The sequence below is a fragment of the Fictibacillus phosphorivorans genome (genome assembly GCF_007673525.1).
GTDB classification, from domain to species: Bacteria; Bacillota; Bacilli; order Bacillales; family Fictibacillaceae; genus Fictibacillus; species Fictibacillus phosphorivorans_C.
Map to the genome: position 1 here is coordinate 1,575,792 of NZ_VDZU01000001.1, position 15,583 is coordinate 1,591,374.

Here is a 15,583-nt window from a genome sequence, read left to right on the forward strand (position 1 = left end):
AACCCCATAACCCCCTAAGAAAAATGCCGTATATGTTACGGCATTTTTCTTTTTTATATCGCGATAATTGAGTACAATAAGAAAGAAAGGAGCTGAATACGAATGAACTTTCAATTTAATCTTTTTAATGATGTAGTAGAAACGGCTCGTAAAGAAATGGTAGAGGCTGGCTATACGCAGCTATTCAAACCAGAAGATGTTGAAGAAGCTTTCAAAAAAGAAGGTACAACACTTGTTATGATTAATTCCGTTTGTGGCTGTGCAGGAGGAATCGCACGCCCTTCGGCTTCATATTCGGTAAAACAAGACGTTCGCCCGGACCATCTTGTTACGGTATTTGCCGGACAAGATAAAGAAGCAACAGAAACAGCACGTTCTTATTTTACAGGCTATCCACCGTCATCCCCATCATTTGCTCTATTAAAAGATGGAGAGATTCAAATGATGGTCGAACGTCATGAGATCGAAGGCCACGAACCGATGGAAGTTGTGAACAAGTTAAGAAGTGCATTTGAAACGTATTGTAAGTAAGGATTTAAGTGTGTATGAATGAGAGAAGCTGGCTCGAAATTGAGCCAGCTTTTTTTATTGTTCATTAAATGAAAGTGAACATGAATTTATGAGCGATTCTAGGGATTTATGAGCGATTCTAGGGATTTATGAGCGATTCTAGGGATTTGTGAGCGATTCTAGGGATTTGTGAGCGATTCTAGGGATTTGTGAGCGATTCCAGAGATTTATAATCGATTCCAAGAATTTAGGATTGATCACTGAACTATTGTTCTCAGACCCACAAGAACTCTCTTAATCCAACCCCAGCTCCTTTTTCACAGCCCAAATATGAGACGAATGAAATAGTAGCTTCTCAGCTTGATCAACTTTCATCCATACTAACTCATGATCCTGATCTAACGGCTCATTTGCATACTCCCCAAATGAACCTGTATAAAAATACCCATCATTTATTAAATACTCGCCTTGTCTCGTTTGAAAATATTGCTTAGCATGTCCCACAAAATGCGCCATCTTGAAAGTAAAGCCTGTTTCCTCGATACATTCTCTTTTCAAACAGACTTCATGATCCTCTCCAGTTTCTATACCGCCACCCGGTAAGAATCCTTTGCCGTTCTGAACCATGACGGCTATATTTTTATTTTCATCCAAGACTATGGCATACACTGCTTCTCGTTTCAGATAGATAACATCTTCCATCACTTCACCAAATTGCATTTAATCAACCACCTTAATAAAATGCATATAAATACATTCAGAATTATTAAAATACTTAATTTTGCATATTTATGTGTTAATATTCATTTTAACGAATAAATATAAGATTTTTTTACAGGGGGAACAACAATGAAACGAAATCTTTTTAGCATTTATTTTATCATAGTACTCGCGCTGTTGGCGGGATGCGGAGCGGTAGAAGAAAAAAGTTCTACAAATACTGGGAGTAATTCATCCGAGAAGACGATAGTGATGGCAACTTCAGCTGATTATCCTCCATACGAATACGTGGAAACAGCAAAAGGCGGAGAAATCGTAGGCTTTGACATTGATGTAGCAAATCATATCGCTAAAAAACTAGGATACAAGGTTGAAATAAAGGACATGGACTTTAACGGATTGATTCCTGCATTAGACAGCGGCAAAGCTGACTTTGTAATCGCTGGTATGACACCGAATGAAGAACGGAAAAAGACAGTAGATTTTTCAGATGAATATTATGCTGCTCAACAATTAATCGTTACAAAGGATAAAGCGATTAAAAGTGTGGATGATCTTGAAGGGAAAACAATTGGAGTTCAGTTGGCTTCCATTCAAGAGAAAGAAGCAGATAAATTATTAAAGGACCACAAATTTGAAGTTGTACAGCGTAACAAAGTAACTGAATTGGTTCAAGAGATGAAATCGAACCGCGTAGATGCGGCAATTATTGAAGATGCTGTCGCTTACGAATTTTTAAAGAAAAATAAAGACCTTTCCTCGTTTGCCTTGCCAAACACAGACGCTGCAGGGTCGGCTATCGCTTTTCCTAAGGATAGCGAGCTAACAAAAGCGTTTAACGCTGAACTTAAGAAGATGAAAGAAGACGGTACATTGGACGAGCTTGTTGAAAAGTGGTTCGGTGTTAAAAAATAGAGAAAGAGAGTGGTAGGCATGAACTTGGATTTTGCCCAGCTCGTGCCTTCTATTCCGTATATCTTATACGGAATATGGGTTACGTTGCAGTTCGTGGCGGTATCGTTAGTACTAGGATTCTTATGGGGAACGGTACTTTCCCTATTTAAAATAGGTAAGATTACGGTCTTAAGATGGTTTGCAGATGCATATACTTCGGTCTTCAGAGGAACACCTTTAATTCTTCAGATGTTATTGATCTATTATGCTGTACCTCAGTTGACAGGGATAGATATCGGCGCATTTTCAGCAGGGGTTTTGACGTTTGCTCTAAACTCGGCAGCGTATATATCTGAAATCATTCGTGCGGGTATTAATGCAGTCGACAAAGGGCAGAAAGAAGCTGCCATGGCTTTAGGTGTTCCATACCGAACGATGATGTTGAAGATCATTCTGCCTCAAGCCTTTAAGAACATTTTACCGGCATTGATGAACGAATTTATTACACTAACAAAAGAATCAGCAATCGTCTCAGTTATCGGAGCCCTTGATATTATGAGACGAGCTCAAATCGTTGGCGCAAGCAACTATCGCTTTTTTGAACCGTTATTATTAGCGGGGCTTGTTTATTATCTATTAGTTATGATGTTAACGTTGGCTGGTCGAGTTATGGAGAGGAGGCTGGCTAAGAGTGATTGATGTTCAAAGTTTGAAAAAAAGTTTTGGAAGTAATCAAGTGTTAAAAGGGATATCAACTTCTATCAAAAAAGGTGAAGTTATCGCTGTGATCGGACCTTCAGGATCAGGTAAGTCTACGTTTCTCCGCTGTTTGAACCTTTTAGAAACACACGATGAAGGATCTATTCTCCTAGAAGGCAAAGACATTAACGAGATGGAACTTCATCTTCGTAAAAAGATAGGAATGGTGTTTCAGCATTTCAACCTATTTCCTCATCTTACTGTTTTAGAGAATGTTACATTCGCGCCGCAGCAAGTATTAAAGATCTCGAAAAGTGAAGCTGAGAAGGAAGCTTTAGATCTCCTAAAAACCGTTGGGTTGAGTGATAAAGCGAACAGCTATCCTTCTAACCTTTCAGGTGGTCAGAAGCAGCGTGTGGCTATAGCGAGAGCACTTGCAATGAAACCTGAAGTTATGCTTTTTGATGAACCAACTTCTGCTCTAGATCCTGAGATGGTGAAAGAGGTGCTGCAAGTGATGAAGAACCTCGTCAAGCTTGGAATGACGATGATTATCGTGACACATGAGATGGGCTTTGCAAAAGAAGTTGCTGATCGTGTTCTTTTTATGGATGATGGAAAATTAGTCGAAGATCAAGAACCTGCTATTTTCTTTGAAAACCCGAAAACAGATCGAGCTAAAGCTTTCTTAGAAAAAGTGCTATAATGCTTAAAAAAGGACTTCTTAGCTGAAGTCCTTTTTCGTTTCTAATTATCCTTGAATTATGGAATAATGGTACAAGGTGCAGAACGAGATCGGAAAGAAGGCATGCATTTGATGAAATTTACAATTGGCTATCGAACATTAAAGACTGCAATCGGAGCAGGCCTTGCTATCGCTTTAGCAGAGTGGCTAGGGTTAGATTTTTATACGTCAGCTGGAATACTAACTATTCTCTGTATAAAGATAACGAAAAAGAAGTCGATCATCTCTTCATGGGAAAGATTTGGAGCTTGTATTCTTGGAATAGGATTTGCGAGTGCGATCTTCTCGCTGGTCGGCTATCATCCTTATGCGCTAACCATACTTTTGATTCTGTTCATCCCAACGCTCGTATCCCTAAACCTGAAGGAAGGGATCATCACATCGTCAGTCATTATCCTTCATCTATATACCCTTCAGAAGGTTACATGGGAAATCGTGCTTAATGAATTTAGCATTATCGTAATCGGTATAGGGATGGGATTAATCATGAATCTCTACATGCCTTCGGTTGAAAAAATACTGTTAAACATGCAAAGGGAACTCGAAAAAAGATACAAAGTGATCTTTCATGAATTTCATCTGTATTTAGCTCATGATAAACACGAATGGGACGGAAAAGAGATTACAGAATGCGCAGATCTTATCTCAAACGCAAAAAGCATTGCCTTTCGAGACATAGAAAATCATTTTCTTCGATACGAAAACCAGTATTATCACTATTTTAAAATGAGGGAAAAACAGTTTGAGATCATTCAACGAATGCTTCCTATCATTTCTTCCATCGATAAGACATATGTACAGTGTGAAAAACTAGGCAGTTTCTTTGAACGCCTAAGCGCTGCAGTTCACCCAGGAAATACAGCCGTTTTGTTCTTAGATGATCTGGAAAACATGAGACAAGAATTTCGAGAGATGCATCTGCCAAAAGACAGAGACGAATTCGAAACACGCTCAAAGCTTTACCAATTACTCCAAGACATCGAGGATTACTTAATCATCAAAAGTAAATTTAAGAAGTAAACGAAAAGTTTTTGATTGTATTTTTCATTCCTGTTTCACTTTCAACATAGACATTGTCATCTTTTTTTACTTCTCTTCATTGAAAAGTCGTTCGAAGTGTAAGGCGCGAGACTCCTGGGGGATCAGCGGGACAGGTGAGACACCTAAGGGCGCATAGCGCCGAGGTGGCTCACCGCACGCCCCCCGGAAAGCGAGCACCTGAAACGGAGATCGGCTACCCTCATCTGGCTCTAAGAAAAACTAAAAAAGCAACTCATGACTTCCCCTGCATTTACAAATACTAAGTAAAAAATGACAGGGTGATGAAAATGGTAAAACTCAAGTTAGCTTTTATCTTGTTATTTTCACCAATATGGCCGATCGGAGACGCACATGCCTTAGGAGACCCTTATCTAATCATTAACAAAACATCCAACAGACTTGCATACGTTGAAGATGGGACCATTAAAGAAATCTACAAAGTAGCAACAGGAAAGTCGAAAGAACTAACACCAGAAGGCGAATTTACCATAACGGTAAAAGCTGTAGATCCTTATTATCGAAAAAAGGATATACCAGGTGGAGATAAAACGAACCCTCTCGGCACACGCTGGATCGGTTTTGACGCAAACGGTACAGACGGTCGCACTTTCGGAATACATGGAAATAATAATCCATCAGCCATCGGAAGATATGTCACAGCTGGCTGCATCCGGATGTATGAAAAAGATGTTCAGAAGCTTTACAGCAAACTAAAGATAGGTACTAAGATAAAAGTTGTCCACTCCCAAAAAAGCTTTGATGACATCATAAAACAGTAACGTAAAACCCCCAGTCCTTCGAGGACTGGGGGTTAACTATTTTATAAGAAAAAAGCGACTCCTGTTAAAAGACTGCTTAGAACAAGACAGATAATCATAACGTACACAATCGTTTTTATTAGTTTTTGATTCAAAGCCATAACCCTCCTATAAACATTTCCAACTTAATTGTACCGTGTTTGGAAAGCAGAAACAAGAAATCCTAAAAGACCAAATTGCAAATTTAGTCGAAAATTTGCGCTTTCAAGCAGGAAAAAGCGCTTACAAAACGAAAGATGTTATGTTGAGACTATTTTCTTTGTTAAACAGGAGGCTTCTAATGGATAAACAACAGCGTATAAAAGAATGGCAAGAAAAGACCGCACGATCAATGAATAGATTTCCAGAACGAAAAGAGAGGTTTCATACTTCATCAGATATAGAGATAGATAGGCTGTATGGTACGGAAGATGAGCATTATCCGATGGAATCCCTCGGGCTTCCAGGAGAGTATCCATACACACGTGGATCTCAATCTACGATGTATCGTGCAAGATTCTGGACGATGAGACAATACGCAGGATTTGGTTCTGCTGAAGAAACGAATAAACGTTTTCGCTATTTACTTGATCAAGGGCAGACCGGACTTTCTGTAGCATTCGACCTTCCTACACAGATCGGGTATGATTCAGATCACTCGATGTCACGCGGTGAAGTAGGAAAAGTAGGAGTAGCGATTGATTCAATCGAAGACATGGAAGCTCTTTTAAAAGACATTCCGCTTGATAAGGTAAGTACTTCTATGACGATCAACGCACCTGCTTCTGTTTTGCTCGCTATGTATATCGCTGTTGCTGAGAAGCAGGGAGTGGCTCCTGAAAAACTTTCAGGAACGATACAGAATGATATTTTAAAAGAATACATCGCACGGGGTACATATATTTTTCCGCCAAAGCCTTCTATGCGATTGATCACAGATATCTTCGGTTATTGTCAGGAATTTGTGCCAAAGTGGAATACCATCAGCATCTCTGGCTATCACATCCGAGAAGCTGGGGCAAATGCTGCACAAGAACTTGCTTTTACAATCGCAAATGGACTTGCCTATGTGGATGCTGCCATAGAAGCTGGATTACATATCGATGACTTTGCCCCACGTTTAGCCTTTTTCTTTAATGCTCATAATCAATTCTTTGAAGAAGTTGCGAAGTTCAGAGCGGCTCGTAGAATGTGGGCAAAACTTATGAAAGAACATTATGGAGCTAAGAATCCAAAGTCGTGGCAGCTTCGTTTTCATACGCAAACAGGAGGCTCGACCCTCACTGCGCAGCAGCCAGATAACAATATCGTACGTGTTACAACTCAAGCACTGTCAGCCGTCCTAGGTGGAACGCAGAGTCTTCATACGAACTCAAGAGATGAAGCACTTGCTCTTCCTACAGAAGATTCGGCTCGAATCGCTCTTCGTACTCAGCAGATCTTAGCTCATGAAACAGGTGTAGCTGATACTGTTGATCCACTTGCGGGTTCTTATTACGTAGAACATTTAACAGATGAGCTAGAACGAAGAGCAAACGAATATATTGAGAAGATCAAGCAGATGGGTGGAGCGGTTGCGGCCGTCGAACAGGGATACATGCAGCGTGAGATTCACCATACGTCCTATGAAACACAGAAAAAGATCGAGAGTGGCCAAGAGATCATCGTAGGGATGAACAAATTTAGTATTGAAAATGAAGCTCAGCCCGAATTATTAAGAGTCGATCCAACTTTAGGAGAAAAACAGAAAGAAAAACTGCAGGCACTGAAAGTAAAGAGAGATCAAAACCGAGTGAGCGCTCAGTTGGAATCGTTACGTAATGCTGCTAAAGGTGATGATAACTTAATGCCAATCATCGTTGAATGTGTGAAATCATATTGTACGATCGGAGAAATATGCGGTGTACTTCGTGAAGAATTTGGAGAGTATACAGGGGTCTAAAAATAGAGAGGAGTGGAGAAACGATGAAGAAAACAATTCGTGTTTTAATTGCTAAACCAGGACTCGACGGTCATGACCGAGGAGCTCTTGTTGTTTCTCAAGCGTTAAGAGATTATGGAATGGAAGTCATTTATACAGGATTAAGACAAACACCAGAACAAATCGCAGCTGCTGCTGTTCAAGAGGACGTGGATGCGATCGGTTTATCTTGTCTGTCAGGCGCGCACAACGAACTTTTTCCAGAAGTGATGAGACTTCTTCATGAAAAAGGAGCAGACGATATTATCGTTGTCGGTGGTGGGGTAATTCCATGGGAGGACATTCCCTTCTTAGAGTCCAAAGGGATACAAAAAGTATTCACACCAGGAACCCCGACGATTGAAACAGCTAAATTTATCGAACAAGCCGTATATAAGCGTGATGGGATTACAGAAGTAGTGTTTTCAGGAGTGGCGCCAGAACGGATCGATCATATTGGAATCGCTGTAAAATCTTTAGATGAAGCGCTCCCGTTCTACGTGAATGTTCTGGGGTTAACACTTGAAGCGATCGAGGAAGTTCCTTCACAAAAAGTAAAAGTGGCATTCATAAAAATCGGTGAGACGAGGCTAGAACTGCTTGAAGCCCTAACTTCAGAAAGTCCTGTCGCACAGTTTATTGAAAAGCGCGGTCAAGGCGTCCATCACGTTGCTCTTGGTGTTACAAACATTCAAGATCGCATAGATGAGATGAAAGCAAACGGCATTAAGATGATTCATGATGCTGCTGTACCTGGCGCAGGTGGTGCATCCGTTGCATTCATGCACCCTTCTTCCACACACAAGGTATTGTTTGAGCTTTGTGAGAAGACGAAAAGTAAGGAGGAAGCAAAATAATGGACATCTATGACAAGATTAATGAACTTTATGAAAAGAAAACAGAAATTGAATTAGGCGGCGGTGATGACCGCATCGATAAGCAGCATGAACGCGGAAAGTTAACGGCGCGAGAACGTATCGATCTTCTACTTGATGAAGGTACGTTTGTTGAACTAAACCCTTTCATGGAGCACCGTTCACATGACTTTGGCCTTTCTGGAATGAAAGCGCCGGGAGAAGGTGTGGTAACTGGTTATGGAAAGATCCATGGTCGTCCCATTTATTTGTTCGCCCAAGATTTCACGGTTTTTGGCGGAGCTCTTGGAGAGATGCATGCAAAAAAAATCGCTGCTGTTATGGATCTTGCGGCTAAGAACGGAACTCCTTTTATCGGGTTGAACGATTCAGGAGGGGCTCGTATACAAGAAGGTGTCATGTCACTTGATGGCTATGGGCACATCTTTTATCGAAACAGCATCTATTCTGGTGTGATTCCTCAGATCTCCGTCATCATGGGACCTTGTGCAGGGGGAGCGGTGTATTCTCCTGCGATCACAGATTTTGTGTTCATGGTGGAAAAAACAAGTCAGATGTTTATCACAGGACCAAAAGTAATCGAAACGGTGACAGGGGAAAAGATTTCTTCTGAAGATCTAGGCGGAGCTGAAGTTCATGGCTCTAAGAGCGGTAACGCACATTTTACTGCACCATCTGAATCAGAAGTGTTAGAAGATGTTCGACGTTTAATCTCTTACCTTCCGCAGAATAATAAAGAAAGAACACCTGTCTTACCTTGGGGAGATGAAGAAGATGATCGCCCTGAACTGACAGAGATCATTCCATTTGATTCAACTAGGCCTTATGATGTAAGAACGGTTATCCAAGAAGTGGTGGATAAGGACTCATTCATGGAAGTGCATGCTCAATTTGCAAGAAATATAGTTGTAGGTTTTGCAAGGATAAAGGGTGAAGTGATAGGATTAGTATGTAATCAGCCAAAAGTCATGGCTGGAGGACTAGACATTGATTCTTCAGATAAAGCATCGCGTTTTATCCGTTTATGTGACTCTTTCAACATTCCGATCATCACGTTTGAAGATGTAACAGGATTCTTTCCAGGAGTCAAACAAGAACATGGTGGCATTATCCGTCATGGAGCAAAGATTCTTTATGCATACTCAGAAGCTACGGTTCCAAAGATAACGATTATCCTGCGAAAAGCATATGGCGGTGCATACGTAGCTTTAAATAGTAAATCTATCGGAGCAGATCTAGTATTCGCATGGCCGAATGCAGAGATCGCTGTTATGGGACCACAGGGAGCTGCAAACATCATCTTTGCCAAAGAGATCGAACGAAGCGAAGATCCAGAAGCGACGAGAGCCGCAAAGATTGAAGAGTATCGTACCAAGTTTGCTAACCCGTATATCGCTGCTGCAAACGGGATGGTAGATGATGTGATCGATCCGAGAGACACAAGAATTAAGTGTATTCAGGCGCTTGACATGCTGCGCAACAAGAGTGAAGACAGACCTTACAAAAAGCATGGCAACATACCACTATAAGAAGCGAGGGAATACATAAATGGTAAATGCAGACCGTTTGTTAAACGAATTTTTAGAGCTTGTTCAAATTGACTCTGAGACTAGACATGAGAAGGAGATCTCAATCGTTCTTAAAAAGAAGTTTGAAGAACTTGGTGTTGAAGTTTATGAGGATGATGCTGAATCCACGACAGAGCACGCAGCAGGAAATTTAATCTGTACCTTAAAGGGAAATAAAGAAGGCGTGGACACGATCTATTTCACTTCTCATATGGATACAGTTACTCCTGGTAACGGGATCAAACCTTCTATAAAAGATGGCTATGTAGTAACAGATGGTACTACGATTCTTGGAGCGGATGATAAAGCAGGTCTTGCTGCGATGTTTGAAGCGATTAAAGTCTTAAAAGAAAAAAACATCTCTCACGGTGATATTCAATTTATCATTACAGTAGGAGAAGAATCTGGATTAGTGGGCGCAAAGGCAATGGATGCGTCAAAAATCACAGCTAAATATGGTTTTGCCTTAGACAGTGATGGCCCTGTTGGGGATATTATCGTTGCTGCTCCTACCCAGGCGAAAGTCCGAGCAAAAATCTATGGGAAATCTGCACATGCCGGTGTCGCTCCAGAAAAAGGAGTTTCAGCTATCACGATCGCAGCTAAAGCGATTGCTCGCATGCCGCTTGGCAGAATTGACGAAGAAACTACAGCTAACATCGGTCATTTCCACGGTGGAGGTACAGGAGAGCAAACAAATATCGTTTGTGACACTGTTTTTGTTCTAGCTGAGGCACGTTCATTGATCAACGAGAAAATGGAAGTTCAAACAGCGAAAATGAAAGAAGCTTACGAATCAGCTGCTGCAGAATTAGGCGGGCGTGCAGAAGTTGAGATTGAAGTGATGTACCCTGGATTCAAGTTTGGTGAAGGCGATCATGTTGTAGAAGTTGCCAAAAAAGCAGCTGAGAAGATCGGACGCCCTCACAGACTTCTTCATAGTGGTGGTGGAAGTGATGCGAACATTATCGCAGGTCACGGTATTCCAACTGTAAATCTAGCTGTAGGTTATGAAGAGATTCACACAACGAATGAAAGAATGCCGATCGAGGAATTGACGAAGACTGCAGAAATGGTACTTGCGGTCATCGGAATAACAGCAGGCGAATAAGAAAAATGACGAAACTTGGCGGATTTCCGCCAAGTTTTTATTGTTTAATAGGCCTTGTTGCCTGTTTTTGTTGCTCTATAAAACAAATTGTCGCAAAAAGTTGACAGTCACTTTATGATTTATGTAAGATATTTTTATCATATAAATGAAAATATTGGTAATTTAAAAGAATCTTATTTCGGGGGAGGAAATGGGATGAGTCAACTATCTGACATGCATATGATGGTAAATTATATGCGTGGCGTGTATAAAGTTTTAGAAGAAGATTGGCAGAAAGCTGCGAAAGCCATTGGGTTAACACAGGCAGAGCAGCATATTCTATGGATCGTTTCACTAGAAGAAGACATTACGATCTCTAAGATCGCTTATTACGGATTGTGGGATGTATCTACAGTTATGCAAGTGATCAAACGACTAAAAGATAAAGGCTATGTGAGATTAGAGAAAAAGAACGATGACCGCCGAATTTCTTATGTTTATTTAACAGAAGAAGGATTGGTAAAACACAAGGAGTCTACGAGCTTCAATTGCCAAATCTATGGCTTTCTTCAAAAATGGATGGAAGATGAAAGTAAAAAGGACTTCTATCGAGATCTTGTTCAATTACATAAAGATTTAAACAAGCATTTTCATGGTGAAGAATTTGTTGAATGGGTAGAAGATACTGGAAAGCGGCTTCACAAGACAAGGTAGATACCTTGTCTTTTTCTTTTGCAGAGGCAGTCTTTCCTTTTGTTTTTAAACGCTGTTCTAACATATACTAATAGATAAGTTTTGATAAAGGGAGTGTTCATGTGTATCAGTCTCCTGGGTCTAAAAGAAGAATCATATTTCATGTGGACATGAACAGCTTCTATGCATCAGTAGAGATGGCTGAAAACCCTGATCTTCGAGGAAAGCCAGTTGCGGTAGCCGGAAATGTAGAAGAGCGAAAAGGAATCATCGTGACGTGCAGTTATGAAGCGAGGGAAAAAGGCGTAAGAACAACGATGCCGCTTTGGCAAGCTAGAAAACTCTGTCCGAATCTAGTTGTTGTTCCTCCAGACTTTGAAACATACAAAATGTATTCATCACGCATGTTTCAGCTTCTGCAGGAATATACAGAAAAGGTAGAGCCTGTTTCCATCGATGAAGGCTACATGGATGTGACAGACTGTAAAGAACCACTCGATTTGGCAAAGGAAATTCAATCCAGATTGTTGAATGAGCTGAACTTGCCATCATCTATCGGAATTGGTCCGAATAAATTTCTAGCTAAAACAGCTTCTGATATGAAGAAACCGCTCGGAATAACAGTTCTTAGAAAAAGAGATATCAGAGAAAAGCTTTGGCCGCTGAAAGTTGGGGAGATGCACGGAATCGGTAAGAAAACAGAAGAAAAGTTAAACAAGTATGGCATCATGACAATAAAGGATCTGGCAGATGGCGTAGATTATGAATTAAAACATCGTTTTGGCATCAATGGTATAAAGATGAAAGAAAGAGCAAACGGCATCGATACGCGTCCAGTCGATCCAAGTGCGGCAAGTGAATATCGGTCGATCGGCAGTTCTACGACATTAAGTGAAGATCTTGTCTCTGTTATGGAATCAGAAGCTGTTTTTAAAAAGCTCGCAGAAAAAGTATCGTCTCGGCTTAAAACAAAAGGATATGTAGCACTAACCCTTGCGATCACCATTCGCTACAGCGATCGGAAAACAATTACGAGAAGCAAGATGCTCGCGAACGGAACACAGCATTCAATAGATATCCAAAAATCAGCGGTCGAGCTCTTTCGCAGACATTGGAATCAGGAACCTGTTCGTTTATTGGGCATAACTGCTACAGAAGTAGTGGAGAAAGAACAAGCGACTTATCAGCTGGATCTATTCTCTGTCGAAAAGAATGAAAAAGATGCTCTGCTTCACGATGTATTGTCATCGATCGAGAGAAAGCATGGAGAAGGCATCATAAAAAAGGGAAAAAAGTAACAGGAGCTGATCGTACCATGATCTTTAAGAACAGCGTGATTAGAACAGTGGTGTTAACTGCTCTTTGCCTTGGGCTTTTTATTCTGTTTGCTTCTATCTACGAACAATCAAGAATAGAAGTTCTTGATGTGTGGGCGATGAAAAATGTGTCTGTTATCCATCAGCCTGCTTTAAACGAAAGCTTTACATTCCTGACAAACATCGCTTCTAGACCCTATCAATATGCGATTTTTATCTTCTTTGCTGTAATCTGGCTAATCGGTGAAAGAAAGTGGATAGAACCGTTCGTGTTAGGCGTTTGTCTCATCGGAATCCGCTTTGAGAATCATTGGTTCAAAGAATGGTTTGAGAGGGACAGACCAATGTACGATCGAGTTATTGAGATCACGGGTTATAGCTTTCCTAGCGGGCATGCAATGATCTCCATCGCTTTTTTTGGTCTGCTTTCTTATCTTCTTGTACAAAACTATTCGTTTTTGTACAGATATCGTAAGTTCATATATGGCGTTACGGTTCTTTTTATTGGATCAGTCGGCTTTAGCAGAGTGTATTTAGGTGTTCATTATCCTACAGATGTTCTAGGCGGTTTCGCGGCTGGAGGAACCTGGCTCTTAATCTGCGTTTTACTGTATCAGGGGCTGAACTACTTTTTCAAGAGGAATGTGTCATATAAATAAGAAAAGCTGACTCTTTAAAGAGCCAGCTTTGTTTCATTATTACCAACCACGTTCATATTGTTTTGGACTTTCGATCTCTGTTCCAAGATCTTGTGCGGCTGATCGCGGCCAATACGGATCTTTCAAAAACTCTCGACCGATAAAAATAAGATCAGCTCTCTTGTTTTGTAAGATCTCTTCCGCCTGTCTGCCTGTTGTGATCAAGCCAACAGCTGCAGTTGCAATCTCAGCTTCGTTTTTAATCTTGTCAGCAAAAGAAACTTGATACCCAGGAAACGTCGGAATCTTTGCTGGTACAACAGCTCCTGAACTACAGTCGATAAGATCGACCCCGTCTTCTTTCATCCACTTTGAATAGGTTACAAAATCTTCTGGTGTATTTCCTTCTGGGTGATAATCATTTGCTGAAATACGAACAAACAGCGGACCTTGCCATTCTAATCTGACAGCAGCAATGATTTCTTGTAAGAATCGGTAGCGATTTTCTTGGCTGCCTCCATAAGAATCAGTTCTTCTGTTAGACAGAGGGGAGAGGAATTCATTGATCAAATATCCATGCGCTCCATGAATCTCAATCACATCAAATCCTGCAGTCTTTGCTCTCTTTGCTGCACTTCGAAATTGCTTCACTGTCTCTTCGATCTGCTGAAGTGACATTTCTTCTGGTGTCTTCATCTTTTCAGAAAAAGCGATAGCAGATGGGGCGATGATCGGTCCGTCTATCATAGCCTTGCGTCCTGCATGGGCGATTTGAATCGCTGCTTTTGAGCCGTTTTCTTGTATGGATGAAACGAGCTTTGACAGACCTTCTACATGGCTGTCATCCCAGATTCCTAAGTCTTCAGCACTTATTCTTCCTTGAGGGCTTACTGCTGCTGCTTCGGTCATGATCAGCCCGGTCTGACCCATTGCTCTAGACGTGTAATGAGTCATATGCCAAGGGGTCACAATCCCATCTTGCTCATAACAAGAATACATACACATAGGTGACATAACAATCCGATTCTTTAACGTTACGTCACGGATGGTCAATGGTTGAAACAATAACGGTTGAATATAAAACAACTCCTTTTTCATTAAGACAAGCTTTTTTTAGCATCATTACTTTTCTTTCTCATTGTAGTACGTTTAATCACTATTTTTGAAGAAATCTGCTCTTTGAATGTGAAAGACTGTTCAACACATCTCTTGCTAGAATCGGATAGTCGGTTATGATCGCTTCGGAGCCCCACTCAAAAAAATACTTCATCCACTTCTGACTGTTAACCGTATATGGACGAACAGGAATATTATTTGTTTTAAAACCTTTCATGATGTAAGGGTGCAGAGATTTATAGTTTGGGTGTGCACTTTGTGAACAAACAGCTTTTACATACTCCCACGGTTCAAATAATCCAGAAGAGTATAGGGGGGCGGTCTGCACGTAACCGTTTATTTTTCTAATCTTGACTAAACTGTAATGATTGAATGAGGAGATCACTGTTCGATCCATTATTCCATAGTGATGCAACAATTGAAGTACCTTTTCTTCAAGACCGTTATATTCGATGATATTGTTTTTTAATTCGATATTAAGCAACATAGGCAGCGGGGCTATCCATTCTAAGAATAGCTGAAGAGAAGGGATGGCTTCTTTGCTAAATCCCTTTGAAAACCAGCTTCCCGCATCTAATTGGGCTAGTTCTTCATAAGTGTAATCAACAACATAGCCTTTTCTGTTAGTAGTCCGATCTACCTTCTCATCATGGATGATGACAGGTACACCATCTTTAGAAAGCTGTACATCAAGTTCGATCCCATCAGCACCATCATTAAATGCTTTTTTGAATGCAGCCATCGTATTTTCAGGACAATCCTTACTCGATCCTCTATGAGCAAATATATAGGTCAAGAATGTAAGCTCCCTTCATAGAAAAAGATTATTGACAGTATAAGCTAAATGAAAACGGAGATGAAATGAAAGGCTTCATAGTAAACTTATGAAAGTGGTTGATTTCCGTTTCAGGTGCTCCCTTT

17 protein-coding genes are annotated in these 15,583 nt (G+C 40.7%); 13 read left to right on the forward strand and 4 right to left on the reverse strand.

The window, feature by feature from the left end; translation table 11 throughout:
* Nucleotides 1–102 precede the first annotated feature (102 nt).
* Complete coding sequence (locus FS458_RS07635; RefSeq protein WP_144699187.1) at nucleotides 103–531, forward strand: BrxA/BrxB family bacilliredoxin; 429 nt, start codon at nucleotides 103–105, stop codon at nucleotides 529–531.
* A gap of 273 nt (nucleotides 532–804) precedes the next feature.
* On the opposite strand, the gene FS458_RS07640 is transcribed toward FS458_RS07635, so the two are convergent.
* Nucleotides 805–1,230 (reverse strand): NUDIX domain-containing protein, encoded by a 426-nt coding sequence (locus FS458_RS07640; RefSeq protein WP_144699189.1) that lies wholly within the window; start codon nucleotides 1,228–1,230, stop codon nucleotides 805–807.
* A 129-nt stretch (nucleotides 1,231–1,359) separates the two neighbouring features.
* Between FS458_RS07640 and FS458_RS07645 the strand changes: the two genes are divergently transcribed.
* The 5 genes from FS458_RS07645 to FS458_RS07665 all read left to right on the forward strand — a co-directional run bounded on the left by FS458_RS07645 (nucleotide 1,360) and on the right by FS458_RS07665 (nucleotide 5,388).
* A complete protein-coding gene (locus FS458_RS07645; protein WP_144699191.1) occupies nucleotides 1,360–2,145 on the forward strand; it encodes a transporter substrate-binding domain-containing protein in 786 nt (261 codons plus the stop codon).
* Between the two features lie 18 nt (nucleotides 2,146–2,163).
* Nucleotides 2,164–2,823: an amino acid ABC transporter permease gene (locus FS458_RS07650; protein ID WP_066395966.1), complete on the forward strand. Its 660-nt coding sequence runs from the start codon at nucleotides 2,164–2,166 to the stop codon at nucleotides 2,821–2,823.
* Entirely contained in the window at nucleotides 2,816–3,529 is a 714-nt protein-coding gene (locus tag FS458_RS07655; RefSeq protein ID WP_144699193.1) for an amino acid ABC transporter ATP-binding protein, read from the forward strand. The genes FS458_RS07650 and FS458_RS07655 overlap by 8 nt, the downstream gene beginning before the upstream one ends.
* 111 nt (nucleotides 3,530–3,640) lie before the next feature.
* Nucleotides 3,641–4,588 carry an aromatic acid exporter family protein gene (locus FS458_RS07660; RefSeq protein WP_144703402.1) on the forward strand — a complete coding sequence of 316 codons (948 nt, stop codon included), beginning with the start codon at nucleotides 3,641–3,643 and terminating at the stop codon, nucleotides 4,586–4,588.
* A 308-nt stretch (nucleotides 4,589–4,896) separates the two neighbouring features.
* Nucleotides 4,897–5,388, forward strand: coding sequence for a L,D-transpeptidase (locus FS458_RS07665; protein ID WP_144699195.1), 492 nt, complete (start codon nucleotides 4,897–4,899; stop codon nucleotides 5,386–5,388).
* Between the two features lie 41 nt (nucleotides 5,389–5,429).
* On the opposite strand, the gene prli42 is transcribed toward FS458_RS07665, so the two are convergent.
* Nucleotides 5,430–5,522 (reverse strand): stressosome-associated protein Prli42, encoded by a 93-nt coding sequence (gene prli42, locus FS458_RS20620; protein WP_197130929.1) that lies wholly within the window; start codon nucleotides 5,520–5,522, stop codon nucleotides 5,430–5,432.
* A 185-nt stretch (nucleotides 5,523–5,707) separates the two neighbouring features.
* On the opposite strand from prli42, the gene FS458_RS07670 reads away from it, so the two are divergent.
* The 7 genes from FS458_RS07670 (at nucleotide 5,708) to FS458_RS07700 (ending at nucleotide 13,567) form a co-directional block, all read left to right on the forward strand.
* A complete protein-coding gene (locus tag FS458_RS07670; RefSeq protein WP_144699197.1) occupies nucleotides 5,708–7,348 on the forward strand; it encodes an acyl-CoA mutase large subunit family protein in 1,641 nt (546 codons plus the stop codon).
* 23 nt (nucleotides 7,349–7,371) lie between these two features.
* Nucleotides 7,372–8,223 (forward strand): methylmalonyl-CoA epimerase, encoded by an 852-nt coding sequence (gene mce, locus FS458_RS07675; protein ID WP_144699199.1) that lies wholly within the window; start codon nucleotides 7,372–7,374, stop codon nucleotides 8,221–8,223.
* Complete coding sequence (locus FS458_RS07680) at nucleotides 8,223–9,770, forward strand: acyl-CoA carboxylase subunit beta (RefSeq protein ID WP_144699201.1); 1,548 nt, start codon at nucleotides 8,223–8,225, stop codon at nucleotides 9,768–9,770. Before mce ends, FS458_RS07680 begins: the two co-directional genes overlap by 1 nt.
* Before the next feature lie 19 nt (nucleotides 9,771–9,789).
* Nucleotides 9,790–10,920 carry a M20/M25/M40 family metallo-hydrolase gene (locus FS458_RS07685; RefSeq protein ID WP_144699203.1) on the forward strand — a complete coding sequence of 377 codons (1,131 nt, stop codon included), beginning with the start codon at nucleotides 9,790–9,792 and terminating at the stop codon, nucleotides 10,918–10,920.
* A gap of 195 nt (nucleotides 10,921–11,115) precedes the next feature.
* Nucleotides 11,116–11,613: a MarR family transcriptional regulator gene (locus FS458_RS07690; RefSeq protein ID WP_186320483.1), complete on the forward strand. Its 498-nt coding sequence runs from the start codon at nucleotides 11,116–11,118 to the stop codon at nucleotides 11,611–11,613.
* 101 nt (nucleotides 11,614–11,714) lie between these two features.
* Nucleotides 11,715–12,890, forward strand: coding sequence for a DNA polymerase IV (locus FS458_RS07695; RefSeq protein WP_260858508.1), 1,176 nt, complete (start codon nucleotides 11,715–11,717; stop codon nucleotides 12,888–12,890).
* 17 nt (nucleotides 12,891–12,907) lie between these two features.
* Nucleotides 12,908–13,567: a phosphatase PAP2 family protein gene (locus tag FS458_RS07700; protein ID WP_144699207.1), complete on the forward strand. Its 660-nt coding sequence runs from the start codon at nucleotides 12,908–12,910 to the stop codon at nucleotides 13,565–13,567.
* A gap of 39 nt (nucleotides 13,568–13,606) precedes the next feature.
* Here the strand turns inward: FS458_RS07700 and namA are convergent, their stop codons facing one another.
* Both namA and FS458_RS07710 read right to left on the reverse strand, forming a co-directional pair.
* On the reverse strand, nucleotides 13,607–14,644 hold the full coding sequence (namA, locus tag FS458_RS07705) for an NADPH dehydrogenase NamA (protein ID WP_391503392.1): 1,038 nt from the start codon (nucleotides 14,642–14,644) through the stop codon (nucleotides 13,607–13,609).
* 58 nt (nucleotides 14,645–14,702) lie between these two features.
* Complete coding sequence (locus FS458_RS07710) at nucleotides 14,703–15,458, reverse strand: glycerophosphodiester phosphodiesterase (RefSeq protein WP_144699208.1); 756 nt, start codon at nucleotides 15,456–15,458, stop codon at nucleotides 14,703–14,705.
* Between the last annotated feature and the right edge of the window lie 125 nt (nucleotides 15,459–15,583).

Excerpts from the sequence above, each read along its gene's own strand:
- FS458_RS07640 (WP_144699189.1), bottom strand. The coding sequence starts at position 1,230 with ATGCAATTTGGTGAAGTGATGGAAGATGTTATCTATCTGAAACGAGAA.
- FS458_RS07635 (WP_144699187.1), top strand. The coding sequence starts at position 103 with ATGAACTTTCAATTTAATCTTTTTAATGATGTAGTAGAAACGGCTCGT.
- mce (WP_144699199.1), top strand. The coding sequence starts at position 7,372 with ATGAAGAAAACAATTCGTGTTTTAATTGCTAAACCAGGACTCGACGGT.
- FS458_RS07700 (WP_144699207.1), top strand. The coding sequence starts at position 12,908 with ATGATCTTTAAGAACAGCGTGATTAGAACAGTGGTGTTAACTGCTCTT.
- namA (WP_391503392.1), bottom strand. The coding sequence starts at position 14,644 with ATGAAAAAGGAGTTGTTTTATATTCAACCGTTATTGTTTCAACCATTG.
- FS458_RS07685 (WP_144699203.1), top strand. The coding sequence starts at position 9,790 with ATGGTAAATGCAGACCGTTTGTTAAACGAATTTTTAGAGCTTGTTCAA.
- FS458_RS07690 (WP_186320483.1), top strand. The coding sequence starts at position 11,116 with ATGAGTCAACTATCTGACATGCATATGATGGTAAATTATATGCGTGGC.
- FS458_RS07660 (WP_144703402.1), top strand. The coding sequence starts at position 3,641 with ATGAAATTTACAATTGGCTATCGAACATTAAAGACTGCAATCGGAGCA.
- FS458_RS07650 (WP_066395966.1), top strand. The coding sequence starts at position 2,164 with ATGAACTTGGATTTTGCCCAGCTCGTGCCTTCTATTCCGTATATCTTA.
- FS458_RS07670 (WP_144699197.1), top strand. The coding sequence starts at position 5,708 with ATGGATAAACAACAGCGTATAAAAGAATGGCAAGAAAAGACCGCACGA.
- FS458_RS07665 (WP_144699195.1), top strand. The coding sequence starts at position 4,897 with ATGGTAAAACTCAAGTTAGCTTTTATCTTGTTATTTTCACCAATATGG.
- FS458_RS07680 (WP_144699201.1), top strand. The coding sequence starts at position 8,223 with ATGGACATCTATGACAAGATTAATGAACTTTATGAAAAGAAAACAGAA.
- FS458_RS07645 (WP_144699191.1), top strand. The coding sequence starts at position 1,360 with ATGAAACGAAATCTTTTTAGCATTTATTTTATCATAGTACTCGCGCTG.